At 72.6% G+C, this 24,922-nt stretch carries 23 protein-coding genes; 14 read left to right on the top strand and 9 right to left on the bottom strand.

Annotation, left to right across the window (positions count from 1 at the left end; translation table 11 throughout):
* The first annotated feature begins 15 nt into the window (after positions 1–15).
* Positions 16–759, top strand: coding sequence for a hypothetical protein (locus tag BLT99_RS16795; protein WP_133988511.1), 744 nt, complete (start codon positions 16–18; stop codon positions 757–759).
* Between the two features lie 3 nt (positions 760–762).
* On the opposite strand, the gene BLT99_RS16790 is transcribed toward BLT99_RS16795, so the two are convergent.
* A complete protein-coding gene (locus BLT99_RS16790) occupies positions 763–981 on the bottom strand; it encodes a hypothetical protein (RefSeq protein WP_133988512.1) in 219 nt (72 codons plus the stop codon).
* A gap of 153 nt (positions 982–1,134) precedes the next feature.
* Between BLT99_RS16790 and BLT99_RS16785 the strand changes: the two genes are divergently transcribed.
* The 7 genes from BLT99_RS16785 (at position 1,135) to BLT99_RS16755 (ending at position 9,055) form a co-directional block, all read left to right on the top strand.
* Complete coding sequence (locus BLT99_RS16785) at positions 1,135–1,314, top strand: hypothetical protein (RefSeq protein ID WP_092675019.1); 180 nt, start codon at positions 1,135–1,137, stop codon at positions 1,312–1,314.
* A 120-nt stretch (positions 1,315–1,434) separates the two neighbouring features.
* Entirely contained in the window at positions 1,435–4,341 is a 2,907-nt protein-coding gene (locus BLT99_RS16780; protein ID WP_092675017.1) for an aminotransferase, read from the top strand.
* Positions 4,342–4,381: 40 nt separating this feature from the next.
* Entirely contained in the window at positions 4,382–5,623 is a 1,242-nt protein-coding gene (locus BLT99_RS16775) for an adenylate/guanylate cyclase domain-containing protein (protein ID WP_133988513.1), read from the top strand.
* A 90-nt stretch (positions 5,624–5,713) separates the two neighbouring features.
* Entirely contained in the window at positions 5,714–6,922 is a 1,209-nt protein-coding gene (locus BLT99_RS16770) for a carboxylate-amine ligase (RefSeq protein WP_092675014.1), read from the top strand.
* A 28-nt stretch (positions 6,923–6,950) separates the two neighbouring features.
* Positions 6,951–7,841 carry a TspO/MBR family protein gene (locus tag BLT99_RS16765; protein ID WP_133988514.1) on the top strand — a complete coding sequence of 297 codons (891 nt, stop codon included), beginning with the start codon at positions 6,951–6,953 and terminating at the stop codon, positions 7,839–7,841.
* A 17-nt stretch (positions 7,842–7,858) separates the two neighbouring features.
* Complete coding sequence (locus BLT99_RS16760; protein WP_092675011.1) at positions 7,859–8,545, top strand: alpha/beta hydrolase family protein; 687 nt, start codon at positions 7,859–7,861, stop codon at positions 8,543–8,545.
* Positions 8,546–8,635: 90 nt separating this feature from the next.
* A complete protein-coding gene (locus BLT99_RS16755) occupies positions 8,636–9,055 on the top strand; it encodes a TM2 domain-containing protein (protein ID WP_092675008.1) in 420 nt (139 codons plus the stop codon).
* A 28-nt stretch (positions 9,056–9,083) separates the two neighbouring features.
* Here the strand turns inward: BLT99_RS16755 and BLT99_RS16750 are convergent, their stop codons facing one another.
* Positions 9,084–9,839: an SDR family NAD(P)-dependent oxidoreductase gene (locus BLT99_RS16750; RefSeq protein ID WP_092675005.1), complete on the bottom strand. Its 756-nt coding sequence runs from the start codon at positions 9,837–9,839 to the stop codon at positions 9,084–9,086.
* 504 nt (positions 9,840–10,343) lie between these two features.
* Here BLT99_RS16750 and BLT99_RS16745 point away from each other — a divergent pair.
* Positions 10,344–10,817: a hypothetical protein gene (locus BLT99_RS16745; protein WP_092675001.1), complete on the top strand. Its 474-nt coding sequence runs from the start codon at positions 10,344–10,346 to the stop codon at positions 10,815–10,817.
* A gap of 6 nt (positions 10,818–10,823) precedes the next feature.
* Here the strand turns inward: BLT99_RS16745 and BLT99_RS16740 are convergent, their stop codons facing one another.
* The 3 genes from BLT99_RS16740 to BLT99_RS16730 form a co-directional block, all read right to left on the bottom strand.
* Complete coding sequence (locus tag BLT99_RS16740) at positions 10,824–12,581, bottom strand: amidase (RefSeq protein ID WP_092674998.1); 1,758 nt, start codon at positions 12,579–12,581, stop codon at positions 10,824–10,826.
* Positions 12,582–12,673: 92 nt separating this feature from the next.
* A complete protein-coding gene (locus BLT99_RS16735) occupies positions 12,674–13,735 on the bottom strand; it encodes an agmatine deiminase family protein (protein ID WP_092674995.1) in 1,062 nt (353 codons plus the stop codon).
* Complete coding sequence (locus BLT99_RS16730) at positions 13,732–15,318, bottom strand: purine-cytosine permease family protein (protein ID WP_157675022.1); 1,587 nt, start codon at positions 15,316–15,318, stop codon at positions 13,732–13,734. The genes BLT99_RS16735 and BLT99_RS16730 overlap by 4 nt, the downstream gene beginning before the upstream one ends.
* An 83-nt stretch (positions 15,319–15,401) precedes the next feature.
* On the opposite strand from BLT99_RS16730, the gene BLT99_RS16725 reads away from it, so the two are divergent.
* Entirely contained in the window at positions 15,402–16,034 is a 633-nt protein-coding gene (locus BLT99_RS16725; RefSeq protein WP_092674989.1) for a TetR/AcrR family transcriptional regulator, read from the top strand.
* Positions 16,035–16,052: 18 nt separating this feature from the next.
* On the opposite strand, the gene BLT99_RS16720 is transcribed toward BLT99_RS16725, so the two are convergent.
* Positions 16,053–16,445, bottom strand: a complete 393-nt coding sequence (locus BLT99_RS16720; protein WP_092674986.1) for an MmcQ/YjbR family DNA-binding protein — start codon at positions 16,443–16,445, stop codon at positions 16,053–16,055.
* Positions 16,446–16,509: 64 nt separating this feature from the next.
* On the opposite strand from BLT99_RS16720, the gene BLT99_RS16715 reads away from it, so the two are divergent.
* Together BLT99_RS16715 and BLT99_RS16710 are read left to right on the top strand one after the other, a co-directional pair.
* Positions 16,510–17,526, top strand: coding sequence for a zinc-binding alcohol dehydrogenase family protein (locus BLT99_RS16715; RefSeq protein ID WP_166670899.1), 1,017 nt, complete (start codon positions 16,510–16,512; stop codon positions 17,524–17,526).
* A gap of 57 nt (positions 17,527–17,583) precedes the next feature.
* Positions 17,584–21,132 carry a TM0106 family RecB-like putative nuclease gene (locus BLT99_RS16710; protein WP_092674979.1) on the top strand — a complete coding sequence of 1,183 codons (3,549 nt, stop codon included), beginning with the start codon at positions 17,584–17,586 and terminating at the stop codon, positions 21,130–21,132.
* 39 nt (positions 21,133–21,171) lie between these two features.
* Here BLT99_RS16710 and BLT99_RS16705 read toward each other — a convergent pair whose 3' ends face one another.
* Positions 21,172–21,606 (bottom strand): YdeI/OmpD-associated family protein, encoded by a 435-nt coding sequence (locus BLT99_RS16705; RefSeq protein WP_092674977.1) that lies wholly within the window; start codon positions 21,604–21,606, stop codon positions 21,172–21,174.
* Positions 21,607–21,682: 76 nt separating this feature from the next.
* Here BLT99_RS16705 and BLT99_RS16700 point away from each other — a divergent pair, with 76 nt between their 5' ends.
* Complete coding sequence (locus BLT99_RS16700; RefSeq protein WP_092676614.1) at positions 21,683–21,958, top strand: glutaredoxin family protein; 276 nt, start codon at positions 21,683–21,685, stop codon at positions 21,956–21,958.
* A 77-nt stretch (positions 21,959–22,035) separates the two neighbouring features.
* On the opposite strand, the gene BLT99_RS16695 is transcribed toward BLT99_RS16700, so the two are convergent.
* Positions 22,036–23,037 carry an LLM class F420-dependent oxidoreductase gene (locus BLT99_RS16695; protein ID WP_092674975.1) on the bottom strand — a complete coding sequence of 334 codons (1,002 nt, stop codon included), beginning with the start codon at positions 23,035–23,037 and terminating at the stop codon, positions 22,036–22,038.
* 74 nt (positions 23,038–23,111) lie between these two features.
* Between BLT99_RS16695 and BLT99_RS16690 the strand changes: the two genes are divergently transcribed.
* Positions 23,112–23,630: a hypothetical protein gene (locus BLT99_RS16690; protein WP_092674972.1), complete on the top strand. Its 519-nt coding sequence runs from the start codon at positions 23,112–23,114 to the stop codon at positions 23,628–23,630.
* A 45-nt stretch (positions 23,631–23,675) separates the two neighbouring features.
* Here the strand turns inward: BLT99_RS16690 and BLT99_RS16685 are convergent, their stop codons facing one another.
* The gene (locus tag BLT99_RS16685; protein WP_092674971.1) at positions 23,676–24,860 is read right to left on the bottom strand and encodes a baeRF3 domain-containing protein; all 1,185 of its coding nucleotides are present in this window, start codon (positions 24,858–24,860) and stop codon (positions 23,676–23,678) included.
* Positions 24,861–24,922: the final 62 nt, after the last annotated feature.

The raw sequence follows: 24,922 nt of genomic DNA, 5'->3' as shown, positions 1-24,922 counted from the left end.
CGTATGGTCGCCGGAATGGTCCAACCCGACACCCGTCCCAGCGGGCACCCGGAACGACGCGGCACGCCCGCGCTCCTCTACGCCGCGGTCGCAGCGCCCGTCATGGTGGCGATCTTGGCCGCAGCGACGCAGCCCTGGCTACGGCCCAGCGACCTCACGCGCGACAGCCAGGCCGTCGCCGTGGCGCACGACGCGACCAGCCCGGCGTACGGCGTCCTGTCGAATGTGGGCATCGTCCTGATGGCGGTCGCGTGCGGCATGGCGCTGCTCGGATGGCTCGTCTCGCGCCAGACGGGCGACCCCGTCGCCGCACTCCTGGCGTGGAGCTCGGCCCTCGGTCTGGCGTTCGTGCTCGACGACCTGCTGCTGCTGCACGAGTCGGCCGCCTTCGGGCCGTGGGCCGGGATCGCGGCCGCGGCGACGTACGCTGCCGGCTTCGTCGCGTACCTGGCGCGATTCCACGAGTTGATCCGGGCGCGGCTGGACGGCGGCCTGCTCATCCTCGCGCTGGCGGCCTTCGCCGGCTCGGCAGTGGTCGACGTCCTGGCGGCGCCGACCCAGGCGTCGGTGCTGGTCGAGGACGGCGCGAAGCTGCTCGGCATCGTGGCGTGGTCGGTGTTCGTCGGACGAGCGGCCATCACGGCACTCGCGTCGAACCCGCCCGCAAGTACGTCGGCGGAGCGCGTCGAGCCGAGCGTCGCAACGCCACCGTCGCCGGGTGCACGCGCAGGGGCAGGCGCGCAGGCCCGGACCCGCTGAGGCTCACGCGAGCAGGTCGCGCACCGCCTCGCCCCACTCGAAGCCGCAGTCGCGGCAGTCGAAGATCGGCGCCTCGGCGTGGAGGCCGGCGGCCGTGACGTCGGCCTCGACCTCGAGGTCGAGCGGGCCGTACACGATGACCCGCACGGCGGCGGAGCCGCAGCGCAGGCAGGGCTCGTCGAGCACGTCGGGCTCGATCGTCGAGTGCGTCGGGTTCGTCATGGCGATCACGGTAGGCGAGGCCGCCGACATCCGGCGCAGCCCGACCGCGCGTCGCGCCCATGGAGGACGATCGGCCCGGATGTCAAGACCCTCGTCGCCACCATGACGACCCGCCTACCGTCGCAAGGGACAGCTCATGGAAGAGGTGCCGATATGGACGTCCTGCTCACCACCCTCAGCGCGCTCGGTCTCAGCGCGCTCGCCGCGGCGATGCTGTTCGCGCTCGCCGCGGTGAACGGAACCCCGCTCATCCACCGCCGGCGCGCGGCAGGCGGCACCGAGTCACTGCCCGTGGACGACGCCGAGCGTCGGCCGCCTCGCCACCGCGCCTGAGGCACGCCCGAGCGGCGAACACGGGCGACCGCGCTCGACGTGGCGGCGCTCCCGGCCCGCCGCACCACCGGTCTATCGTCGAGTCAATGCCGCCGACCGCCGGCGGCCGAGGAGACGACCATGACACGCCGCCCCGCCGGATTCGACTTCTTCGCGGCGGGCGAGCTTCCCGCCCCGGCCCTTCCCGTCGACGAGGTCGCAGGCATCGTGCGCGAGCGGTGGGGGCTCGACGTCGTGCTCGACGCCCTCGGCAGCCAGCAGGACCAGAACTTCCTCGCGCGCGATTCGGCCGGCGCTCCGGTGGGCGTGGTCAAGATCACCAACCCCGCGTTCACCTCGATCGAGGTCGACGCGCAGGACCACGCGGCATCCCGCATCGCCGCCGCCGCACCCGACCTGCGGATCGCGACGACGACCCGCGACGGCGAGGGCACCCCGCGCGCCGTCGTCGCCGACACGAGCGAGGGGCCGCTCGCCATGCGGCTGCTCGAATACCTGCCCGGCGGCACGCTGACCGGCAGTGCGCACCTCTCCCCGGCCGCGATCGCGCGCATGGGCGAGCTCACGGGGCACGCGAGCCTCGCCCTCGCCGGGTTCGACCATCCCGGTCTCGACCGCGTGCTGCAGTGGGACCTCCGCCACGCCGATCGCGTCGTCGAGCTCCTCGCGCGGCACCATCCCGACCCGTCGAAGCGAGCCCTGGTGACGGATGCCGCGGCGCGCGCGTGGGCCGACGTGCAGGCCGTCGCGGCGGACCTGCCGATCCAGGCCGTTCACCTCGACCTCACCGACGACAACGTGGTGTGCACGACCGAGCACGGCATCCGCCGGCCCGACGGGATGATCGACTTCGGCGACGTCACCTCGAGTTGGGCGGTGTCCGAACTCGCGATCACCATCTCATCCGTGCTGCATCACGCGGGCGCCGAGCCGGCGTCGGTGCTGCCCGCCGTCCGCGCGTTCCACGCGCTGCGCCCGCTGTCGCCGGCCGAGGTGCACGCGCTGTGGCCGCTCGTCGTGCTGCGGGGTGCCGTGCTCGTCGTGAGCGGCGAGCACCAGGTGCAGATCGACGCCGGGGCGAACGCCTACGCCGCCGCAGGCGTCGAGCGCGAGTGGCGCATCTTCGAGCGGGCGGTCTCGGTGCCGTCGGCGGTGATGACCGCCGTCATCGCCGACGCGCTCGCCGTCGATCTCGACGCGCCGATCGGCGCAGCCGCGGCGTCGCGGCTCACCGTCACGCCCGGCATCGCGTCGGCGGACGCCGTGCGCCTCGACGTCTCGATCACGTCCGACGACGTCGATGCCGGCGCCTGGCTCGACCCCGGCCTCGAGGAGCGCCTGGCGCTCGCCGCGCTCGACGCAGGGGCGCCCGCCGCCTGGCTCGAGCGCGGCACGCCCCGGCTCAGCGCCAGCCGACTCCACTCCGCCGCGTCCGCCGTCACCGTGCCGACGGGCATCGACGTGTGGTTCGCACAGGCGCAGCAGGTCGCGACCGTCGGCGGCGAGGCGCGACTCGTCGTCGAGGGAGCCGACGGCGCCCTGATCCTCGACGGCGCCGTGCCCGCCCGGACGCGCGCGCGGCTGCGGCTCGAGGACGACGACGGCCCGCGCATTCCGCACCTCGTGCGACCCGAGTACGCCGCCGGTTGGCTGCGCCTCACCGCCGACCCGGCGGTCGCGCTCGGGCTCGGCGACGCCGGCCCGGCGTCCGCCCTCGCCAACACCGGCGGGAACGCCGCGGCCGACGCCGCGCGGCTCGTCGCCCGCCGCGACCGCGCATTCGCCGAGGTGCAGGAGCACTACTACGACGCACCGCCGCGCATCGAACGCGGCTGGCGCGAGCACCTCGTCGGCACCGACGGGCGCGTCTACCTCGACATGGTCAACAACGTGACGCCGTTGGGACACGGCCACCCCGGCCTCGCCGCCGCGGTCGCCAAGCAGCTGCGCACGCTCAACACGAACTCGCGCTTCAACTACGGCGCGGTCGTCGAGTTCTCCGAGCGCCTCGCGGCGCTCGCGCCCGACCCGCTCGACACGGTGTTCCTCGTGAACTCGGGCTCGGAGGCGACCGACCTCGCGATCCGCATCGCGATGGCCGCGACCGGCCGACGCGACGTCGTCTCGCTCCTCGAGGCGTACCACGGCTGGACGTACGCGTCCGACGCGGTGAGCACCTCGACCGCCGACAACCCGAACGCGCTCGCGACGCGCCCCGACTGGGTGCACGCGCTCGACGCACCCAACCCGTTCCGCGGCATCCACCGTGGCGACGAGGCCGCGCGGTACGCGCCCGAGGCGGCCGCGCGCATCCGCGAGCTCGCGGCATCCGACCGACCGCCGGCGGCGTTCATCGCCGAGACCTTCTATGGCAACGCCGGCGGCATCCCGTTGCCCGCGGGATACCTCGCCGAGGTGTACGCGGCCGTGCGCGAGGCCGGGGGGCTCGCGATCGCCGACGAGGTGCAGGCCGGGTACGGACGGCTCGGGCGGTGGTTCTGGGGCTTCGAGCAGCAGGGTGTCGTGCCCGACGTCATTGCGGTCGCGAAGGCCGCGGGCAACGGGTACCCGCTCGGGGCCGTCATCACGACCCGCGAGATCGCCGCGCGCTACCGCACGCAGGGGTACTTCTTCTCGTCGACGGGCGGCAGCCCGGCCTCGAGCGTCGCCGGACTCGCGGTGCTCGACGCGTTCCGCGACGAGCGGCTCCAGCGGAACGCGGCCGACACGGGCGCGTACCTGAAGGGCCGGCTCGAGGCGCTGGCGCAGCGCCATCCGCTCATCGGGGCCGTGCACGGCCTCGGGCTCTACCTGGGCGTCGAGTTCGTGCGCGATCGCGCGACGCTCGAGCCCGCGACTGAGGAGACCGCCGCGATCTGCGACCGCCTGCTGACGCTCGGGGTGATCATGCAGCCGACCGGCGACCACCAGAACGTGCTGAAGGTCAAGCCGCCGCTCGTGGTCACTCGCGAGAGCGCCGACTTCTTCGTCGACATGCTCGACCGGGTGCTCGACGAGGGCTGGTAGGTCCCGGCGAACGCCGCCGCCATCGTCTACGCTCGGGCGCGTGGACGGATCGGCCGACCGGTACACGCGCGACGACGTGGTCGAGCGCGCGGGCGTCGACGCCGCGTTCGTGGACCGGCTGATCGAGCTCGGCGTGCTGGCACCCGGGGCCGATGGAGCGTTCAGCCGCGGTGACGTCCAGCGGGTGCGGCTCATCGACGCCTGCGACCGGGCGGGCATGAGCGCCGAGGCGATCGCGGACGCCGTCGCCGGCGGGCGGCTGCACCTCGACTTCCTCGACGGCCCGCAGTACCGATGGTCGGAGCTGCGCACCGAGACGTACGGCGAGCTCGCCGCCCGCCTGGGCATGCCGTTCGAGCTGATCCGGCAGACCGGCACGACGTTGGCCAATCGGGTGCTCACGCCAGACGACCGCACGAGAGAAGACGACGAGGCGATCTTCTCGGTCATGGAGGTGGTCGCGGGCATGGTGGACGCCGACGCGCTCACCCGGCTCGGACGGGTGTACGTCGACGGCATGCGGCGCGTCGCGGAGGCCGAGAACGAGCTCTTCCAGACGTACCTCATCGGAGGCCTGATGCAGTCGGGGCTCACGTACGGAGAGGCGCTCGAGCGGGCCGCCGCGATCGGCGAGCGCCTCACGCCCCGCGTCGACCGCATGGTGTTCGCGCTGTACCGCCGCCAGCAGGAACGCGGCTGGACTGCGGGGATGGTCGAGGGGATCGAACGCGCCCTCGAGGCCGCGGGGTCGCACGCCGGTCCGGCACGGCCGCCGAGCTTCGTCTTCATCGACCTCGCGGGGTACACCGACCTGACCGATGCGCAGGGCGACGCCGCAGGCGCGCGGCTCGCGGGCCGGATGAGCTCGATGGTGGAGCGCGTCGTGGCCGACCATGCCGGAACGCCCGTGAAGTGGCTCGGGGACGGGGTCATGGTGCACTTCGGCCAGGCGGGGCAGGCGGTGCGCGCGACACTCGAGATGGTCGAGGCGGCGCCCGTGATCGGCCTGCCCGCCCACGCGGGGATCGCGGTCGGTCCGGTCGTGATGCAGGACGGCGACTACTTCGGCCGGGCGGTCAACCTGGCCTCGCGGATCTCCGGCGCCGCGGCGGCCGGGCAGACCCTCGTCACGGGCTCGGTCGCCGAGCTGGCCGCCGAGCCGGGCATCGCGTTCCGCGAGGTCGGCCCGCTCGACCTGAAGGGCTTCGCCGATCGAGTCACGGTCTTCGAGGCGACGGCGGCCGGCAGCGACTCCTCCGCGTCGCGCGGGGAAAGCCCTTGACAGGGCGGCGTTCCCGGCGCAGTCTGCCAGCAGCAGCCGTGCGGCGCCGCTGGGGGCGGTCGGGCGTGCACGGCCGCGAGAGGAGCGGCGATGACGACGTTCGGTATCGAGGAGGAGTTCTTCTTCCTCGACCCTTCGACGATGCTGCCCGCGGACGTCGCCCTCGACGTGTTCCGGCGGCTCTCGAGCGATCCCGAGTGGAGCGGCGTCACGCATCAGGAGTTCCTCGCGTCGCAGGTGGAGCACGCCTCGCCCGTGTTCACCGACCTCGCGGAGGCCGGCGCCGCGCTCGTGGCCTTCCGGCGTGAGATCGACCGCGACGCCGCGCGTCACGCGGTCTCGGTCGCGAGCATCGGGACGACGCCCGACGCGCACGCGTTCCCCTCCATCACCGACACCGACCGCTACCACCGCATCGTGCGGGACATGGCCGGTGTCATCGCCGACCACCAGATGGCGGGGTTGCACGTGCACGTCGGCATCCCGAGCCGCGAGCACGGGGTCGCGGTCCAGAACGCGGTGCGGCCATGGCTGCCCTTGCTCACGGCGATCTCCGGCAACTCGCCCTTCTGGCGGGGCAACATGACGGGGTACGACAGCTGGCGCACCATCCAGCTACGCCGGTGGCCCACGTCGGGATGCCCGCCCCGGTTCGCCGACGCCGCCGACTACGACCGTCGCATCCGGCAGCTCCTCGGCCACGCCGGCACCAACGACCTGGCGCTCATCTCGTGGAACGTGCGCCTTTCGGAGCACCTGCCGACCATCGAGTTCCGGATGGCGGACGCGCAGCTCACCGCGGATGACACCCTGCTCGTCACCGCGCTCTGCCGCGCGCTCGTGCAGCGCGCCCTCGACGAGTTCGATCGTGCCGGCCACGACCACGGGACGATGCTCCGGCGGGTGCGCTCCGCCGACGACCCCGATCCCGACCTGCCGCCCGAGCTGCTGAGTGCCGGCATCGTGCACGCCGCGCACGCCGGCATCTCGCGGGACGCGTTCGATCCGGCGACCGGCGGCCTGCTCCCCGCGCCCGAGCTCCTGCGTCGACTCGAGCGGTACACGGCCGAGGCGCTCGAGCGTTCGGGCGACCGCGCCGCCGTGCACGAACTGATCCAGCGGCTGCTGCGCGACGGCACCGGCGCCGCCCGTCAGTCGGAGGCGTTCCGGCGCAACGGTCACGCCGGGCTGCGTCGGCTCTACGCCGCGACCATCGCGGCGCCGGCGTCGGTCCGGCCGCCCCTCGGACGGTCGCCGCACGAGGATGACGAGCCCCGCGTGGCCAACGGACCGGCCTGACGCGGCACCGAGGGAAGGCGGCGACGGGGTGGCGACCACGGGGAACGAGGGTTCGGCGGACGGGTCGGTCGCGACCGCCGCGAGACCCGCCGGAGCGGCGGACACGCTGCGCCAGGTCGTGGTGCTGCTCACCTCGCTGCTCGCGATCGCGGGGGCGTTCCTCGGCTCGGGCGCCTTCATCGGCACCCCGATCCAGGATGCCGCGGGCGGATGGCTCGACGCCGACTCGACGCTGCTCGCTCCGGCCCGTCCGGCCTTCGCGATCTGGAGCGTCATCTACGCCGGCCTGTTCGCGTACGCGCTCTGGCAGCTGCTCCCGGCGCAGCGCGCGGCGCCGCGACATCGGCGCGTGGGATACGGCGTGGCACTCTCGCTGGTCCTCAACGCGCTGTGGATCGGCGTAGTGCAGTTGGGGCTGCTCGGCGCGAGCCTCGCGGTCATCGCCGTGCTCGCGGCGCTGCTCGGCTGGATCTTCCTCCAGCTCCGACGCATGCCCGCGCGCAGTGCGCTCGACGGCATCATCACCGACGGCTCGATCGGCCTCTACCTCGGCTGGGTCGTCGTCGCGACGGCCGCGAACGCCACGGCCGTGCTCGCGGCGGCGGGCTTCGACGGCGGTCCGTTCGAGCCGATCGTCTGGGCGGTGATCGTGATCGCAGTCGCCGGTGGCATCGGCGTGGCGATCGGGCTGGCCGGCCGTGGGCGCCTCGCTCCGATGGTGTCGCTGTGCTGGGGTCTCGCCTGGATCGGCGTCGCGCGGCTCACCGACGAACCCGCCTCGCGGATCACCGGCATCGCCGCGCTCATCGCGGCGGGCGTGGTCGCGGTCGTGACGATCGGCGCCCGCATCGGCACGATCGTGATGGAACGCGCCGACCGGCAGGACCGACTCCGGCAGGAGGCGGCGGCGACCGCGTGAGGGGGCACGATGGACGCATGAGCGTCGACGAGCACCCTCTCGAGATCGAGGTCGGGGACGGCACCGGCGCAGTGCCGGCCGTGCTCGCCCGCCCCGACGGTGCGCGGGCCACGGTCGTGGTGGCGCATGGTGCGGGCGCGGGCAAGGACCATCCGTTCATGTCGGGGTTCTGCCGGGCGCTCGCCGCGCTCGGCATCGCGACGCTGCGCTTCGACTTCCCGTACGTGGCCGCCGGTCGGCGGTTCCCGGATCGTCCGCCGGTGGCGATCGCCACATGGCGGGCCGCGGCGGATGCCGCGCGGTCGCACGCGCGCGAGGGCGAGCGCGTGTGGGCGAGCGGCAAGTCCTTCGGCGGTCGCATGGCGTCGATGGCGGTGGCCGACGGCATGGATGTCGCGGGGCTCGTCTTCCTCGGTTACCCGCTGCATCCGCCGGGCAAGCCCGAGAAGGCGCGCGACGAGCACTTCGCGACGCTGTCGGGCATGCCGATGCTGTTCCTGCAGGGGCGGAACGATCCGTTCGCCACCCCGAACGAGCAGCTCGACGGCCTCGTGCGGCGGATCGGCCCGAGCGCCGTGCTCGACTGGGTCGACGACGCGAACCATTCGTTCGAGGTGAAGGGTGCGGAGCGGCCCGCCGCCGAGATCGGCGCCTCGCTCGCGCCGCGTACGGCCGAGTTCGTCGACGCGCACCCCGGGAACTGAGGGACCTTCGGCCCCGGAGCGGGCGCGGCATCCCTCGCAGACTCGAAGCAGCACTCGACGCACGCACGCCCGTCACCGAGGAGAGCGACCATGAGCGCGTACCCGCCCGCCGCACCCGACCCCGCCGCACCCAATCCGCACGTCGCCCGCGCATCGCAGGCCGCGATCTCGAGCCGCTCGTTCATCGCGACGTGGCTGTTCGCGTGGCTGCTCGGCTTCATCGGCGTCGACCGCTTCTACCTCGGCAAGGTGGGGACCGGCATCCTCAAGCTGCTGACGTTCGGCGGGTTCGGCATCTGGTGGCTCGTCGACCTCGTCTTGACGCTCACCAACTCGCAGAAGGACAAGGAGGGCCGCCGGGTCGTCGGCACGCGCCAGGAGCAGACCATCGGCCTCATCGTGACGGCCGTCGGCGTCCTGCTCGGATGGGTCATGGGCGCGGTCACGCAGGCGTTCTCGGTCCTCGTCGAGCAGATCCTGCCCGCGCTGCCCTGGTGGCCCGGGACCTGACGCGGGCGGCGGCGCTCGCGCGCCGGGCTCACACGGCAGTGTAGCCGCCGTCCACGAGGTGGTAGCTGCCCGTGATGAAGCTCGCGGCGTCGCTCGCGAGGAACACCACGAGCGCGGCGACCTCGTCGGGCGTGCCGAGGCGGCCGACGGGGTGCTTCATCGCGAGGAACTCCTGGGTGGCCTCGTCGAGGGCGGCGTCGACCATCGGGGTCTTGATGAAGCCCGGTCCGACCGCGTTCACGCGAACGCCCTCGGTCGCGTACTCGATCGCGGCGTTCTTGGTGAGCCCGACGAGTCCGTGCTTCGCGGTCACGTACGCCGACGACTGCGCGAACCCGACGGTGCCGAGGATCGACGCGACGTTCACGATGGAGCCCCCGCCGTTGGCGACGATGGCCGGCAGCTGGGCGCGCATGCCGAGGAAGACCGAGTTGAGGTTGACGGAGATCACCTTGTCCCAGCCGTCCACGGGGTACTCGCCGACGACCGCCGACGGACCGCCGATGCCGGCGTTGTTCACGGCGATGCGCAGCGGGGCGAGCGCGTTCGCGGCGGCGACGGACGCCTCGATCCACTCGGGGTCGGTCACGTCGCCGACGGATGCCTCGGCGACCCCGCCGGCCTTCCGGATCTCGTCGACGACGCCGTCGGCGTGCTCGCCGTTCATGTCGTTCACCACGACCGACGCGCCGTTCTCCGCCAGGAGCAGCGCGATGGCCCGTCCGATGCCGCTGCCTGCTCCGGTCACGATCGCCGATCGGTCCGCCACGTCGTACTGGGCCATGAGCCGTCTCCTCCGGGTGTGGGTCTGCGTCGGGTGCGGTCGAGCGGATGCCGCGGCATCCGCACCGCACCCTCACCGTCGCATGTTCATCCCGGAGCCGACAGGGTCTTGCGTCCCTCCGCGCATTCGCCGAATCCCGTGCGCCGCCCTTCTCCTCCGGCGCGGTGGGCCACCTGTCCTCCCCAGCGTCCGCCCTGCGGAATCTCCCGCTCGAGGTGCGACCACGGGCGCCGGGGCGCACCCGCCCGTCGGAACATGTTCCTGTCGCACGATCCCCGGTACTTCGGTACTTCGGTACTCGGGTGTCTCAGCCACAGGCTTTGCCCCCTCGGGACGGGGTGATCAGCCACAGGCTCGCGCTCCTCGGTACTTCGGTACTTCGGTACTTCGGTACTTCGGTACTTCGGTACCGGGTCCGGAAGATGGATTGCGTCTGGATCGGCCGCGACGCACGCCATATCGAGCGTCCGCGTCCCCGCGGACGCGACGCCCGAGGGAGCTGGGATGCGGGAGAAGCCCATCAAGGTGGATGCGGAGACCGATCGAACGGTCTCCGAGCTGGCGTTCTTCCTGCGCACCACCAAGAAGGCGGTCGTGCGGACTGCCGTCGCCGAGTACGCAGAGAAGAGGACGGCCTACCTCGGAGACCGGCCACCGTCGGAGAGCGACCGCACGCTGCTCGCACTCCCACCGCTCGAACGGCTCGGGCTACGACGTACCGAGCTGATCCGAGAGTTCGCGCGACGGCGCGCCACAGCGATTCGGCTGCTCGATGAATCGGTCAACGATCGACACGACGTCGCGGTCATCCTCCTCGCTCAGACCGACCCCGCCGACGGAAGCGCCGCGCATCTGCCGCTGCAGCAGATCGCGAGCGCGCTCCTTGCAACCCCTGTCGAGGTCATCTCGACCACGATGCTCGAGCTGTTCGACCCACCGGCTCACCGACGGGCGCTCGAACTCTCGCGACCGCTGTGAACCTCCTCAGGGCAGGGGCGGCGTGCGCGGCGGCGCGACCCGGCGCGGAGCGAGCGACTCGAAGGCTGCCGCGAGGCGCAGCAGGGCCGTGTCGTCGTAGGCACGACCCGCGAACGTGAGGCCCACCGGCATCCGGATGTCGCGCAGCAGGCCCATGGGCACCGTGACCGTGGGGATGCCGAGGTGCCGCGGCACGAGGTTGCCGTTCGCGACCCAGACGCCGTTGCGCCACCCGAGGTCCGCGGACGCCGGATTCACGTCCATGTCGGCCGGGGCGACGTCGGCCACGGCGGGGAACACGACCGCGTCGAGCCCGAGGTCGTCCATCCACTGGTCGAGATCGAGACGGCGCGTCTCCTCGAGACCGCGCAGGCCCACCTCGAGTTCGGGCATGTCGTCCCAGGTCGCATCCGGGTGGGCGCGCACCCAGTCGGGGTACTCGGCGATGTCGTCGTCGAGGCCCGTGTACCGATCGGGCAGGGCCCCGTCCGGCTGCGGGAAGATATGCGCACCGTCGACGTCGGCGAGCGTCCGCAGCGCCGGGTCGCCGTTCGCCGCGAGGAAGTCCTCCCACGCCCACGCCGACAGGTCGACGATCTCGCGCTTCAGGCACTCGGGACTCACGAGCCCGCGCGTCGCGATGGTCGGTGCGCCCGGTCGGTCGCCCTCGTAGTTCGACACCACCGGGAAGTCGACCAGCACCACCTCGGCGCCGGCCGCCTCGAGGTCGCGGCGCGCCGACTCCCACAGCTCGATCACCGTCGCACGCGTCTCGATCCGCTGCCCGGTGGGCCCGCCGATGCCGACAGGACCGCCGCCGGGCTCGGTGGTGCCCGCCTCCGGGTCGGCGTTCACGTACATGCGCGGCACGCCGATGCGCACGCCCGCGAGCGCCGTGCGTCCGCCGTCGGCCGAGCCGGGAAGCAGGTCGCCGTAGGAGCTGGGGCGAACGGCGGATGCCGCGGGCAGCTCGATCCACGGCTGGGCGCGCCAGAAGTCGCCACGGGTCTCGGCGTCGTCGGCGACGATCACGTCGAGCACCTCGAGGAGGTCGGCCATCGTGCGCGCGTGCGGCACGACGACATCCATCGTGGGCACGAGCGGCCAGTTGCCGCGCACCGAGATGACGCCGCGGCTCGGGGTGTAGGCGCACAGCGCATTGTTCGACGCGGGCGCGCGGCCCGACGACCAGGTCTCCTCGCCGAGGCCGAACGCGGCGAATGAGGCGGCCGTCGCCGTGCCCGACCCGTTCGACGAGCCCGACCCGAACGCGGCCGTCAGGAACTCGGCGTTGTAGGGGCTCTCGGCCCGGCCGTACACGCCGCGCTGCATCCCGCCGTTCGCCATGGGCGGCATGTTCGTGAGGCCCAGGCAGATCGCCCCGCCGGCGCGCAGGCGCTCGATCGTGAACGCGTCGCGCTGGGCGACGAGGTGCTCGAACGCGGGACTTCCGGCCGCCGCGGTCAGGCCCTGCACGAGGTACGAGTCCTTGGCGGTGTACGGGATGCCGTCGAGTGGGCCGAGCACCTCGCCGCGCGCGCGACGCTCGTCGGACGCGCGCGCCTCGTCGAGCGCCGCGGGATTGCGCACGACGACCGCGTTCAGCGCGGTCTCGGTGCCCGGCGCGTCGTACGCGTCGATTCGCGCGAGGTACGCCTCGACGAGCTCGACCGAGGTCGTCCGTCCCGCCTCGAGCGCGGCGCGCAGGTCGGCGATCGACGCCTCGACGACGTCGAGCGGCTGGTCTGCAGGAGATCCGGGCATGTGCAGAACTTCCTCCTCGATCCGGTCCTGTGAATCGCCGTCGCTCCTGCCAACCGCGAGCGGGCGGTCGGAGACGGCGGGCGGCTGCGTGTTCATCGTGCACCTCCCGCGGCCGCCGCGGCGAGCGCGGGCTGCTGCTGCGTGATGCAGTGGATGCCGCCGCCGCGCGCGAAGATCGGGCGCGCGTCGACGGTCACGACCCGCCGACCGGGATACGCGTCGGCCAGGATCGCCGCCGCGCGCGCGTCGGCCTCGGGCTCGCCGAAGCCGCACGCGACGACGCCGTCGTTCACGACGAGGTGGTTCACGTAGCTCCAGTCGACGAAGCCCTCGTCGTCGCGCAGGGTCGTCGGGGCGGGCAGGTCGATGATCTCGAAGCGACGGCCCGCGGCATCCGCCTGCCCCTCGAGCAGCGAGCGGAGCTCGCGCGTGACCACGAAGTCGGGATGCGCGGCATCGGCTTGGTGGTGCAGCAGCAGACGGCCGGGCGACGGGATGGTCGCGACGATGTCGACGTGTCCGTTCGTGCCGAAGTCGTCGTAGTCGCGGGTGAGCCCGCGCGGCAGCCAGATCGCGTGCGGCGCGCCGATCGTGCGCGCGAGCTCGGCCTCGACGCGCGCGCGGTCGGCGTACGGGTTGCGGCGCGGGTCGAGCTGCACCGTCTCGGTCAGGAGCACCGTGCCCTCGCCGTCGACGTGGATGCCGCCGCCCTCGTTCACGAGCACCGAGCTCACGAGCTCGGCGCCCACGTGCGCTGCGGCGAATCGCGCGATCTCGGCCGAGACCGTCCACTCGGCCCACTCGGGCGCACCCCAGCCGTTGAAGATCCAGTCGACCGCACCGAGCACGCCGGGCCGCTCGTCGTCGACCACGAAGGTCGGGCCGAAGTCGCGCATCCAGAACTCGTCGAGCGGCGCCGCGACGATCTCGATCCCGGAGTCGGAACCGAGCATGCGGCGAGCGCGCGCCGTCTCGGTCGGGTCGACGACCATCGTGACCGGCTCGAACTCGGCGACCGCGTGGGCGACCGCGGTCCACGCCGCGTAGCCCTCCTCGCGCTCGGACGCCTCCGAGCCGAGCGTGATCCCCTCGCGCGGGAACGCCATCCAGGTGCGCTCGTGCGGTGCGGTCTCGGCGGGCATGCGCCAGCTCATACGGGTTCCTCCTGGGTGCGGGCGGATGCCGCGGCATCCGTGTCGATGATGGCAGCGGGTGCGGCCGGGGCGGTCGCGGCGGTCGGGGCGGTCGGGGCGATGGATGCCGCAGCGGGCCGCTTCCTCCGGTCGCGGTACGGGTTCGTCGTCAACCACAGCACCGCGTACAGCGCGCCGGCGAGCACGGGTCCGACGATCGCCGAGAGGTCGGCACCGCCGAGCGCCGCGGCGACGGGGCCGACGTAGAGCGTGGTGTTGGCCATGAGCACGGAGACCGTGGTGGCGGCGACCATCGCGATCGTGCCGGGCACGAACCATCCGCGCGTGTACCAGAACGGCGCCCCGGGTCGCAGGTCGGCGAGCGAGCGCGCGTCGTAGCGGTTGCGTCGCAGCGCGATGTCGACCGCGTAGATCGCGACGAGCGGCCCGAGCACCGTGACGCTGAGCTCGAGCGACGCGTTGAGCGTGTCGAGGAAGCTCGGCGCGACGTACACGAACCAGCCCGCGGCCAAAGTCGCGAGGATGCCCGTGATGACGACGGTGCCCGCGCGCGAGATCCGCACGCCGAGGCCCTGCGCGTAGAAGCCGGTCGAGTAGGCGACGAGCACGTTGTTGGTGACGCTGCCGAGCACGACGATCGCGAGGAAGATCGGCGTGAACCACGCGGGCACGATCTCGCCGATCGTCAGCTGGGGGTCGGTCATGTCGATCGCGGTCGCGGCGATCACGCCGAGCGAGCCGATGAGCACGGCCGGGAGGAAGCCGCCGAGCGCGGTCCACCACGCGACGCGCGCCTTCGAGACATCCGCCGGCAGGTACCGGGCGTAGTCGGCCCCGGTGCCCCACGACAGCGGGCCGGACGCGATGATCGCGTAGCCGAGCAGCAGCATGGCCCACCGCTCCCCGTCGGGCAGCGGCGCCGCCTGATACGAGAAGTCGGCGGCGCCGAGCACGGAGAACGCGAGCACGACGAACGCGATCGCGAGCGCGGCCGAGAAGTACGGGGAGAGCGCGAGGATCGTCGCGTGCCCGTACACGCCGAAGACGAAGCTGACCGCGGCGATCACGACGAGCACGATCCATCCGCCGGCGGGGCCGAGGTCGACGCCGAGCAGCGCGAGCATGGCGTTCGCCGCGAGCGTCGCCACGGCGATGTTGATGATCTCGTAGAACAGGCCGATGGCGACGCCGAGGCCGGCGCCGAACACGGTGTTGCCGCGCACGCCGAACATCGCGCGCATGATCGTGACGCTCGGTGCGCCGGCGGCGGGACCGCTGATCGCGAGCCATCCGACGACCGCCCACCAGAGGTTGCCGATCACGGTGACGGCGAGCGCCTCCCAGATCGAGAGGCCGAGCAGCACGAGCCCGCCGCCGAGCACGAAATAGAGGTAGACGACGTTCGCCGACGTCCACACCCAGAACAGGCTGGACGGGCGGCCGTGGCGGTCGGCATGGGGGACGGTCTCGATGCCGTGCGTCTCGATGTGGCCGACGCGATCGGACGGGACGACTCGCGCGCTCGCGGATGCGCCGTGCGGTCGCGGCTCGGCGGCCGCGTCAGGAACGTGGGTGGTGGTCATGGTCGGAAACCTCGTCATTCGCCGAAGAACTGTTATTGATCATGCGATCAATAGTGCACGAGGCTACATAGAATGGCCGCACCATGTCAACACCCACCCGCACGCGGGCGTCGCGCAAGAGCCCCGCCGAACGCTCGGCCGAGATCGCGGATGCCGCGCGGCTGATCGCGCTCGAGCACGGCCTCGCCGCCGTGACGTTGCGTGCCGTCGCGACGCGCGTCGGCGTCGCGCCCGCCCTCGTCGCCCACTACCAGCCGAACATGGACGTCCTGGTGGGGAGCACCTTCGCCACCGTCGTGGGAACCGAGCTCGCCGAGGTGCGCGAGCACGTCGCCGCCCTGCCGAGCCCGCGCGAACGCCTCGCGCACCTGCTCGAGACGCTGCTCGACGGCACGCGCGACGACGTGACCGTCGTCTGGGTCGAGGCGTGGGCGCTCGGCCGGCGCAACGAGCCGCTCGCCGAGGCCGTCCGCACCGAGATGGACGACTGGCGCGGCTTCGTGCAGGGCATCATCGAGTCGGGCGTCGCGTCCGGCGAGTTCGAGACGGATGACGCGGCATCCGTCGCCTGGCAGCTGCTCGGCATGATCGACGGCCTGAACGCGCACGCACTCGTGCGCTGGGAGGACGCCGCAGACCGCGGCTCGCGCATCGGGCACGCGGTCGAGGGCATGCTCGGGATGCCGCGCGGCGCGCTCGCGTCCGCGCCTGGCTGAGCCGCGGCATCCGTAGTCTCAGTCGCCCTGCTGCGCGTACCACTGGTCGGCGAGCCGCTTCGGGGCGACCGCGAGCCAGGCGTCGGCGACCACCTCCTCGAGGCGGCGACGCGAGACGGTGTCGAGCCGCACGAGGATCGCCGGGAACCCGTCGAAGTGCGGCGTCGTGAAGAAGACGGACGGATCCATCTCGGCGAGCGCGAGCTTCACGGCCTCGTCCTCGACGCGCGCGCCGAGCACGGGCCACGGCTGGTCGTCGAGGCCCAGGAACGCGAGGTCGGTCTTCCGCAGGGGCCGCTCCCACACGAATCCGCGGTCGCGCACGCGCCAGTGCGGCAGCCCCCGGCTCACCGCCTCGGTCGCCTCGGGCATGGCCAGCGCGAGCTCGCGCACCTCATCCCACTCGACCATGCGCGTCACGCTACGCCGCCCGATGCGCCGGAACAACGCGTGTCGTGAGACGGTTGGGGACACCATGACGAGGCTCCCGAACACCATGCACGCGGTCGCCGCGACCGGATCCGTCTCCCTCGACGACGAACGCGCCTTCGCCGACGTCGAGCTGCCGCTGCCCGAGCTGCGACCGCGCGACGTGCTCGTCGAGGTCGCCGCGGTATCGGTGAACCCGGTCGACCTCAAGACGCGCGGACGGCGAGCGGCCGACGCGCCGCCGGTGGTGCTCGGCTACGACGCGGCCGGCACGGTCGTCGCCGTCGGGCCCGAGGTCACGCTCTTCGCGCCGGGCGACGAGGTCTTCCACGCCGGCGTGATCAACCGGCCGGGCACGAACGCGGAGTACCACGCGGTCGACGAGCGCCTCGTCGGCCGCAAGCCGGCGAACCTCTCGATGGCGGATGCCGCGGCGATGCCGCTCACGACCATCACCGCGTGGGAGTCGCTGTTCGACCGGCTCCGGCTCACGGCCGAGAGCGAGGGCACGCTGCTCGCCGTCGCGGCGGCCGGCGGCGTCGGGTCGATCCTGATCCAGCTCGCGACGACGCTGACCGGCGTGACCGTGATCGGCACGGCGTCGCGGCCCGAGTCGCAGGAGTGGGTCCGCGACATGGGGGCGCAGCACGTCGTCGACCACCACGGCGACCTCGCCGCGGCCGTCCGGGCGATCGCGCCCGACGGCATCGACCACGTGTTCACCCCGTCGACCGTGGGCCGGCTGCCGGTGTACGCCGACCTGCTGCGGCCGTTCGGGCAGGTCGTCGCGATCGACGAGGACCCCGACATGGACCCGGTCGTGCTGAAGTCGAAGAGCATCGCGCTGCTCTGGGAGTCGATGTTCACGCGGGGCGTGTTCGAGACGCCCGACATGATCCGCCAGCACGAACTGCTCGACGAGGCCGCAGCCCTGTTCGAGTCCGGGCGACTGCGCACGACGCTGACGCGCGAGACCGCGGGGATCGACGCGGCGGGCCTTCGCGAGGCGCACGCCCTCGTGGCATCCGGGCGCAGCATCGGCAAGGTCGTGCTGACGCGCTGAGCCGGCGATGTCGGATGGCGCGGCTACCGTGGTCTCGATGACGGCGGAGGGAGCCCGATGTACCTGGTAGGCGGTTCCGTCGTCACGAGCGCGAGCGACCTCAAGAAGGCGTCCGACTGCGAGTTCGCGTTCCTGCGCGAGCTCGATGTCAAGCTCGGCCGCGACACGCTGTTCGAGCCGGTCTCCGACGCGATGCTCGAGCGCGCAGGGCGGCTGGGCGACGAGCACGAGCGGCGCGTGCTCGCGCGCTACCGCGACCAGTTCGGCGCCGGCGTCGTCGAGATCCCCCAGCCCAACGTGCGCGACACCGAGGCGGTCGCCGCCGCAGTCGAGGCGACCCGTGCCGCGCTCGAGGCGGGCGTTCCCGTCGTGTACCAGGCGACGTTCGCCGACGAGGGGTTCATCGGCTTCGCCGACTTCATCGTCCGCCGGCCCGACGGGCGCTACCGGGTTCAAGACTCGAAGCTCGCGCGGCACGCCCGTGTGACCGCGCTGCTCCAGCTCGCCGCCTATGCCTCGCAGCTCGACCGCATCGGCATCGCGAGCGACGACGTGGTCGAGCTGCTGCTCGGCGACGGCACGAGCAGCGAGCACCGCCGCGATGACATCACACCCGTCTACGTGCAGCGCGTCGCACGGCTGCGACAGCTCGTCGACGAGCGCGTCGCCGCCGACGGGCCGGTCGCCTGGGGCGACCCCCGCTACACGCACGACGGCCGGTGCCCCACGTGCGAGCTCGAGGTGCAGGCCAATCGCGACGTGCTGCTCGTCGGCAGCCTCCGCGTGACGCAGCGCGAGCCGCTCGCCGAGGCCGGCATCACCACGATCGACGAGCTCGCGGCCTCGAGCGGTCCCGTCCCGCACCTCATCGACTCGACCGTCGACAACCTCCGCGCGCAGGCGCGCCTGCAGCTCATCGCCGAGGCCGCCGCGCGGGCCGCCGAAGCGTCCGGCGAGCGCCGGGCCGACGACCCGCCGCTCGCGCCGCCGGTCGAGGTGCGCGAGGCGGCCGCCCTCGCCGCGATCCCCGAGCCGAGCCGCGGCGACCTGTTCTTCGACTTCGAGGGCGATCCGCTCTACACCGAGGGCGACGCCACGTCGTGGAACCTCGATTACCTGTGGGGCATGGTCGACGAGCACGAGCAGTACACGGCGCTCTGGGCGCACTCGTTCGCCGAGGAGCGCGAGGCGCTCCTGCAGTTCCTCGAGCTCGTGAAGCTGCGACGCCAGGTGCATCCCGACCTGCACATCTACCACTACGCGTCGTACGAGCGCACGCACCTCACGACGATCGCCGCGCGCCACGGCGTCGGCGAGGCCGAGGTCGACCAGCTCCTCCACGACGGGGTGCTCGTCGATCTGTATCCCATCGTGAAGCGGTCGGTGCGCGTCGGCAGCCGCTCCTACTCGATCAAGAAGCTCGAGCCGCTCTACATGGGCGACGAGCTGCGCGAGGCCGACGTGAAGAGCGGCGCCGACTCGATCACCGAGTACGTCCGGGCGCGCCAGCTGGCCGATTCGGGCGGGGCCGCCGAATCCGTCGAAGCTCAGCGCATCCTCGACGACCTCGCCGACTACAACCGCTACGACTGCGTGTCCACCCGGCGCCTGCGCGACTGGCTGCTCGCGATCGCGCGACGCGAGGGCGTCCAGCCGGTACCGCCCGCCTACCTCGCCGAGGGCGCGGCGAAGGTCTACGAGCCGACACCCCTCGCGATGCAGCTTCGCGAACTGGTCGGCCCGGCGGCCCCCGGAGACGGGCGCACGCCCGACGAGCTCGCACTCGCGCTGTCGGCCGCGGCCATCGACTACCACGACCGCGAGGCGAAGAGCTTCTGGTGGTCCCACTACCTCCGCGTCGACCAGCCCGTCGACTCATGGGAGGACCACCGCGACGTACTCGTCGTCGACCCCGGGGTCTCGCGTGTCGAGCAGCGGTGGTACGAGGAGGGCACGCGGCAGCACCCTCGTCGCGAGGTACGGCTGGGCGGGCGCATCGCCCCCGGCTCCCGCTTCGGCGTCGGTGCGAACGTCTTCCTGCTGTACGACTGGCCCGCCCCGTTCCCGTCGAGCACCCTGCGCCCCGGGCAGCGGGCCTGGTCGAACGGCACGATCCTCGAGGTCACCGACACCGGCGTGCTCGTCGAGGAGGTCGGCGTCGCCGACGCCACCTGGACGGCGCTGCCCATGGCGATGACGCCCGGGTGGCCGCCCGACTCGCGTGCCCTCAAGGCGGCGATCGCCGAGTGGGCGGCCCCCATCCCCGCGACCGTGCCGGCGCTCCCCTCGAACCCCGCCATGGACGTGCTGCGGCGCCTGCCGCCGCGTGCCGCCGGCGGGCTCGCGCCCGTGCTCGGCGTCGACTACGTCGATGCCGTCGTCGAGTCGGTGCGCCGGCTCGAGCACTCGTACCTCGCCGTGCAGGGTCCGCCCGGCACCGGCAAGACCTACGTGGCATCGCACGTCATCGCGCGGCTCGTCGCCGACCACGGGTGGCGCATCGGCGTCGTCGCGCAGTCCCACTCGGTCGTCGAGCACGTGCTCGAGGCGGTCGTGGGCGCGGGTCTCGATGCCGCGCTCGTCGGCAAGGCCATCAAGGATCCGGCCGACGTCGACTCACGCGTGTTCACCGCATTCGCCAAGAAGGACGACCTCTCGAAGTTCACGGCCGAGCGCCCGTCGGGCTACGTCATCGGGGGCACCGCGTGGGACTTCTGCAACGTGAAGCGCGTCCCTCGCGGCTCGCTCGACCTCCTCGTCATCGACGAGGCGGGGCAGTTCTCGCTCGCGTCGACGATCGCCGTCTCGGTGGCCGCGCGCAACCTGCTGCTGCTCGGCGACCCGCAGCAGCTGCCGCAGGTGAGCCAGGCCCTGCACCCCGAGCCGGTCGACGCGTCCGCGCTCGGCTGGGTGGCCGACGGCCACGAGGTCCTTCCGCCCGAGTACGGCTACTTCCTGGCCGAGAGTCGTCGGATGCATCCGGCGGTGGCTGCGCCCGTGTCGCGGCTCGCCTACCAGGGCGAGCTCCGCTCTCACCCCGTCGCGTCCGCGCGGCACCTCGAGGGCATCGAACCCGGCGTCCGCCCGATCCCGGTCGATCACGAGGGCAACACCACCTGGTCGCCTGAAGAGGCCGAGATCGTCGTCGAGCTCGTCGCGTCGCTGCTCGGGCGCGAGTGGTCCGATGCCCGTGACACCCCGGGCCGACCCGTCCGCGCGGCCGGCCGGCCCCTCGGGCAGGGCGACCTCATCGTCGTGACACCGTACAACGCGCAGCTCACCACGGTGCGCGAAGCGCTCGACCGCGCCGGATTCACCGAGGTGCCCGTCGGAACGGTCGACAAGTTCCAGGGTCAGGAGGCCGCGGTCGCGATCGTGTCGCTCGCCGCATCGTCGGCGAGCGCAGCACCGCGCGGAATCGAGTTCCTGCTGCTGAAGAACCGGCTCAACGTCGCGATCTCCCGTGCGAAGTGGGCGGCCTACCTGCTCTACTCGCCCGGTCTGCTCGACGCACTGCCACGCCGCCCCGACGGCGTCGCCCAGCTCAGCGCGTTCATCCGCCTCGTCGGGGCCGACCTCCCCGAGGCGGTTCCCGTCTCCGGGTGACGGCCGGCGGGCTCACCGCCGAGCGCGCGCGAACCGCGCTCAGCCCGTGATCGCCTCGACCGCCTTCGCGATGCGACGCTGACGCGTCTCGGCAGCCTTGGCGCCGTCGATCGCCGTGACGTGCGCCTTCTGGTGGCTCGGCGAGAGCCGGTCCCAGGCCTCGCGCGCGCCCGCCTCGTCGATGGCCGCGGCGAAGTCGTCGGGAAGCTCGACCGTGCGCGGCGCCGTGTCGAGTTCGAGGTCGACGACGATGGCATCGCCGCCGTCGATCCCGGTCGCGGCGCGCTTGTCCGAGCTGAACGGGATGAGGAACCGTCCGCCCATCGGCGCGATCGTGCTGCGGTACTCGAACCCGTTGACGGTCACGACGACCGGCGCCCGCTTGCCGGCGCCGAGCTCCTCGACCAGTTCGGCAGGCACCTCGATGCCCGTGTTCCGCTCGCCCGTCCGCAGGAGTTCCGTCTCGAACCGCATGCCGCGAGTCTGCCATCGGCCACGCGCGCACGGAAGGCTGGGAATACCGCCCAGCCGCGGCACGTAGGTTGTGGACGTGACCTCCCCCACCGAATCCAGCCCTGCCCGAATCACGATGTACGGCGCCGCCTGGTGCGGCGACTGCCGCCGCTCGAAGGCCCTGCTCGACCGCCGCGGCGTCGACTACGACTACGTCGACCTCGAGGTCGTCATCGAGGGCGCCGAGCGCGCCAAGGCGATCTCGGGCCGCACGAACATCCCCGTCGTGGTCTTCCCCGACGGCACCCACTTCACCGAGCCGACCGACGCCGAGCTCGGCGCCAAGCTCGACGCTCTGGAGCCCGCCGCCTGAGCCGAACCTCGGGCCGAGATGACGCGAACGGCGCTTCCCGAGCGAGGGAAGCGCCGTTCGCGTCATCTCGCGCCGGCTCAGCGCAGCGCGGGCAGGACCTCGCGCTCGTAGAGGTCGAGCACCGAATCGTCGAACGCGAGCTCGGGCATGTAGTGGATCGCGTACCCCAGTCCGCGCGCCTTCATGTCGAGCAGGCGCTCGACGACCTGGTCGACCGTGCCCACCGCGATCGCCGACTCGGAGCGGTAGTCGCCGATGAAGCGCCGGGTCGCACCGGCGCCGAGGTACGGCGAGACCCGCGCTTCGAGGCGCTCGAGGCGCCGCGCGACATCCGCCTCATCGGTGCCGATGACCGTGTTGAAGTTGGCGCTGCGCACGATCGAATCGAAGTCGCGGCCCAGCTTGTCGGTGTGCCCCCGGAGCACCTCGCTCTTGTGGCTGAACTCCTCGGGGCTGCCGTAGAAGTTCGTGTACGACGCGTACTCGGCGGCGATCTTCAGCGTGACCTTCTCGCCGCCCCCGGCGACCCACATCGGAACGCCGCCGTCCTGCAGCGGCTGGGGCTGCACGATCGCGCCGTCGACCGTGTAGAACTCGCCGTCGAGGGTCGCGCGGCCCGTCGTCCACGCCTGGTGCATGATCTCGACGCCCTCGCGCAGCATCCGCAGGCGAGTGGGTGCGTCGGGGAAGCCGTAGCCGTACGCGCGCCACTCGTGCTCGTACCATCCGGCCCCGATGCCCATCTCGAGCCGGCCACCCGAGATCACGTCGACCGTCGCCGCGACCTTGGCGAGGTAGGCGGGATTGCGGTACGCCATGCACGTGCACATCTGGCCGAGGCGAACGCGAGAGGTCGACGCCGCGAAGGCCGACATCAGCGACCACGCCTCGTGCGTGGCCTCCGTCTCGCTGTGGACGGGCACGGTGTGGAAGTGGTCGTACACCCACACCGACTCCCAGGGCGAGCCCTCGCGGTCGGCGCGGGCCGCGAGGCCGTGCATCGTGGCCCAGTGGTCGGCCGGGTCGATGCCGACGAGGTCGTGGCGCCATCCCTGGGGGATGAAGTATCCGAATCGCATCCGGTCAGCCTATGACCGCGCAGTCAGCGCCAGCCCTGATGACCCCGCCCCTTGACTTCCGTAGCGTCGGCAGCATGAACCACCAGCCCGACCACGCGCACGTGCATGCCGACGACCTCATGGCCGTCGCGATCACGACCGGCGGCGTCCGAGTCATCCACGTCTCGGGTGTCGCGGTCTGCCCGAGCGAGCTGTGGCGGGTGGAGTTCGTGCCCGCGGGGCCGGTGCTCCCGGGCAGCGCACGTCCGGGTCGGATCACGCTCGGCGTGCGCGGCACGGCGCCGCGACGCCGCGGACGCACGCGGTCGGCGAAGGTGAGCTTCGAGGCGATCATCGAGGACTCCCGCACGCGCGAGGTCGAGGTCCGGCTCGAGTGCCAGCCGCCCGTCGTGGTGCCCGTGCTCGAGGCGAACGGCTCGTTCGGGTCGAGCGCACGCGCGACGCGCTCCGACGTGCGCGACGAGCGCGATGCGCGCACCCGCTGGCCCGAGCGAGTCCGGGCGATGACGGATGTCGCGTCCGCCGCGGTGCGCAGCGCACTGCACGAACTCGCGCAGGTCGTGGGCGCTCCGCGCGCCGCCGTCGCGCTCTGACCCACGACCGCACGAGGGCGCGAAGGCGACGGCCGCGTCGGCCGACTACGTCAGCGCGAAGCGGAGCTCGGCGATCGCCGGGCCGTCCCACACGTCGTCGGCGAGGTCCTCGCTGCGGACCGTGACCACCTTGCCGCCCTTCGAGAGCACGAGCATCGCGAGCTGCGGCAGCAGGTCGCCGGCGTGGCGCCCGTCGGACAGCGAGTCGCCCTCGCCGTTCCCGGTCGCGAACTCGACGGCGCCCGACTCGGCGTCGAGCGTGCCGTTCACCGACGTGGTGAAGTCGAACCAGAGCGTCTCGACGGCCCCGTCGATGGCGAGGCGGCCGATCGCCGCGATGTCGCGTTCGACCCGGCCCTTGCTGCCGTCGGCGAGCTGGTGGAGCGCGGTGCGCGCCTCGTCGACGTTGAGCTGCGCCAGCCGGCGCCGGAGCTCCTCGTCGATCTCGGCAGCCCCACGGCGGTCGGCACCGCCCTGCACCGCGATGACCCGACGCCCGTTCTTCGCCCGCTCGAGGAACGAGCTGAGCAGGGGCTCCGCGGCGAACACGAACAGGGGCACGCGCTCGTCGGGGTCGTGCGACTGCAGCACCCCGCGGACCGCGTCGGCGACCCGCTTGGCGTAGATGTCGTGGATCTCGGGGCGGCGGTCGCCCTCGTGCGTTCCGCGGTCGCCGTGCCCGCCCGTGCGGCGCTGCCCGGCGTCGCCGCGCTCGCGGTTCGCCGCGTCCTCGAGGTTGCGCGGCAGATCGGGGTCGAGGGGCATCTCCTCGGCGCGGGCGGTCGGCTGCGCGTGCCAGAGCGTCCACTCGTTCGAGGACAGGCAGACCGCGAATGCCTCCTGGTCCTGGCTCGGCGCGCGCAGCAGCTGTCCGAGCGTGAAGTGGGAGCCGACGTGCAGGGCGTCGTCGAGCCGGTTCGGCAGGACGTAGACCTCGTTGAAGCCCGGGGCGGCGAAGACCGCGAGCGAGCGCGAGAGCGAACTCCATACCGCCTTGTCGGCCAGGACGCGATCGCGTTCGGCCTTCAGCGCATCGAGTTCGGCACCGTCGGCGCCATCGGCGCGGAGGCGGTCGAGCGCCTCGTCGAACGCACTCTTGACCGCGATCTCGGCGCGTTCGCGTTCGCTCACGACGGGTGAGGTCGACACGTAGATCGTGACGGCCGGGTGATGTTCACCGGCCAGCGCTGCGAAGTCGGTCGTGGTGGGCAGTTCGTAATGGGTCGTCATTCGTCCCTCCCGCGAATCCGGCGACGACGTCGTCGCGTCCCTCCAGCCTAGGAAGCTGGGCG

Source organism: Agromyces flavus (genome assembly GCF_900104685.1).
GTDB classification, from domain to species: Bacteria; Actinomycetota; Actinomycetes; order Actinomycetales; family Microbacteriaceae; genus Agromyces; species Agromyces flavus.
Note: the sequence above shows the minus strand (reverse complement) of the source record. Positions and strands in the feature narration are given on the sequence as shown.

Excerpts from the sequence above, each read along its gene's own strand:
- BLT99_RS16795 (WP_133988511.1), top strand. The coding sequence starts at position 16 with ATGGTCCAACCCGACACCCGTCCCAGCGGGCACCCGGAACGACGCGGC.
- BLT99_RS16790 (WP_133988512.1), bottom strand. The coding sequence starts at position 981 with ATGACGAACCCGACGCACTCGACGATCGAGCCCGACGTGCTCGACGAG.
- BLT99_RS16785 (WP_092675019.1), top strand. The coding sequence starts at position 1,135 with ATGGACGTCCTGCTCACCACCCTCAGCGCGCTCGGTCTCAGCGCGCTC.
- BLT99_RS16780 (WP_092675017.1), top strand. The coding sequence starts at position 1,435 with ATGACACGCCGCCCCGCCGGATTCGACTTCTTCGCGGCGGGCGAGCTT.
- BLT99_RS16770 (WP_092675014.1), top strand. The coding sequence starts at position 5,714 with ATGACGACGTTCGGTATCGAGGAGGAGTTCTTCTTCCTCGACCCTTCG.
- BLT99_RS16760 (WP_092675011.1), top strand. The coding sequence starts at position 7,859 with ATGAGCGTCGACGAGCACCCTCTCGAGATCGAGGTCGGGGACGGCACC.
- BLT99_RS16755 (WP_092675008.1), top strand. The coding sequence starts at position 8,636 with ATGAGCGCGTACCCGCCCGCCGCACCCGACCCCGCCGCACCCAATCCG.
- BLT99_RS16750 (WP_092675005.1), bottom strand. The coding sequence starts at position 9,839 with ATGGCCCAGTACGACGTGGCGGACCGATCGGCGATCGTGACCGGAGCA.
- BLT99_RS16745 (WP_092675001.1), top strand. The coding sequence starts at position 10,344 with ATGCGGGAGAAGCCCATCAAGGTGGATGCGGAGACCGATCGAACGGTC.
- BLT99_RS16740 (WP_092674998.1), bottom strand. The coding sequence starts at position 12,581 with ATGCCCGGATCTCCTGCAGACCAGCCGCTCGACGTCGTCGAGGCGTCG.
- BLT99_RS16735 (WP_092674995.1), bottom strand. The coding sequence starts at position 13,735 with ATGAGCTGGCGCATGCCCGCCGAGACCGCACCGCACGAGCGCACCTGG.
- BLT99_RS16730 (WP_157675022.1), bottom strand. The coding sequence starts at position 15,318 with ATGACCACCACCCACGTTCCTGACGCGGCCGCCGAGCCGCGACCGCAC.
- BLT99_RS16725 (WP_092674989.1), top strand. The coding sequence starts at position 15,402 with ATGTCAACACCCACCCGCACGCGGGCGTCGCGCAAGAGCCCCGCCGAA.
- BLT99_RS16720 (WP_092674986.1), bottom strand. The coding sequence starts at position 16,445 with ATGGTCGAGTGGGATGAGGTGCGCGAGCTCGCGCTGGCCATGCCCGAG.
- BLT99_RS16715 (WP_166670899.1), top strand. The coding sequence starts at position 16,510 with ATGACGAGGCTCCCGAACACCATGCACGCGGTCGCCGCGACCGGATCC.
- BLT99_RS16710 (WP_092674979.1), top strand. The coding sequence starts at position 17,584 with ATGTACCTGGTAGGCGGTTCCGTCGTCACGAGCGCGAGCGACCTCAAG.
- BLT99_RS16705 (WP_092674977.1), bottom strand. The coding sequence starts at position 21,606 with ATGCGGTTCGAGACGGAACTCCTGCGGACGGGCGAGCGGAACACGGGC.
- BLT99_RS16695 (WP_092674975.1), bottom strand. The coding sequence starts at position 23,037 with ATGCGATTCGGATACTTCATCCCCCAGGGATGGCGCCACGACCTCGTC.
- BLT99_RS16690 (WP_092674972.1), top strand. The coding sequence starts at position 23,112 with ATGAACCACCAGCCCGACCACGCGCACGTGCATGCCGACGACCTCATG.
- BLT99_RS16685 (WP_092674971.1), bottom strand. The coding sequence starts at position 24,860 with ATGACGACCCATTACGAACTGCCCACCACGACCGACTTCGCAGCGCTG.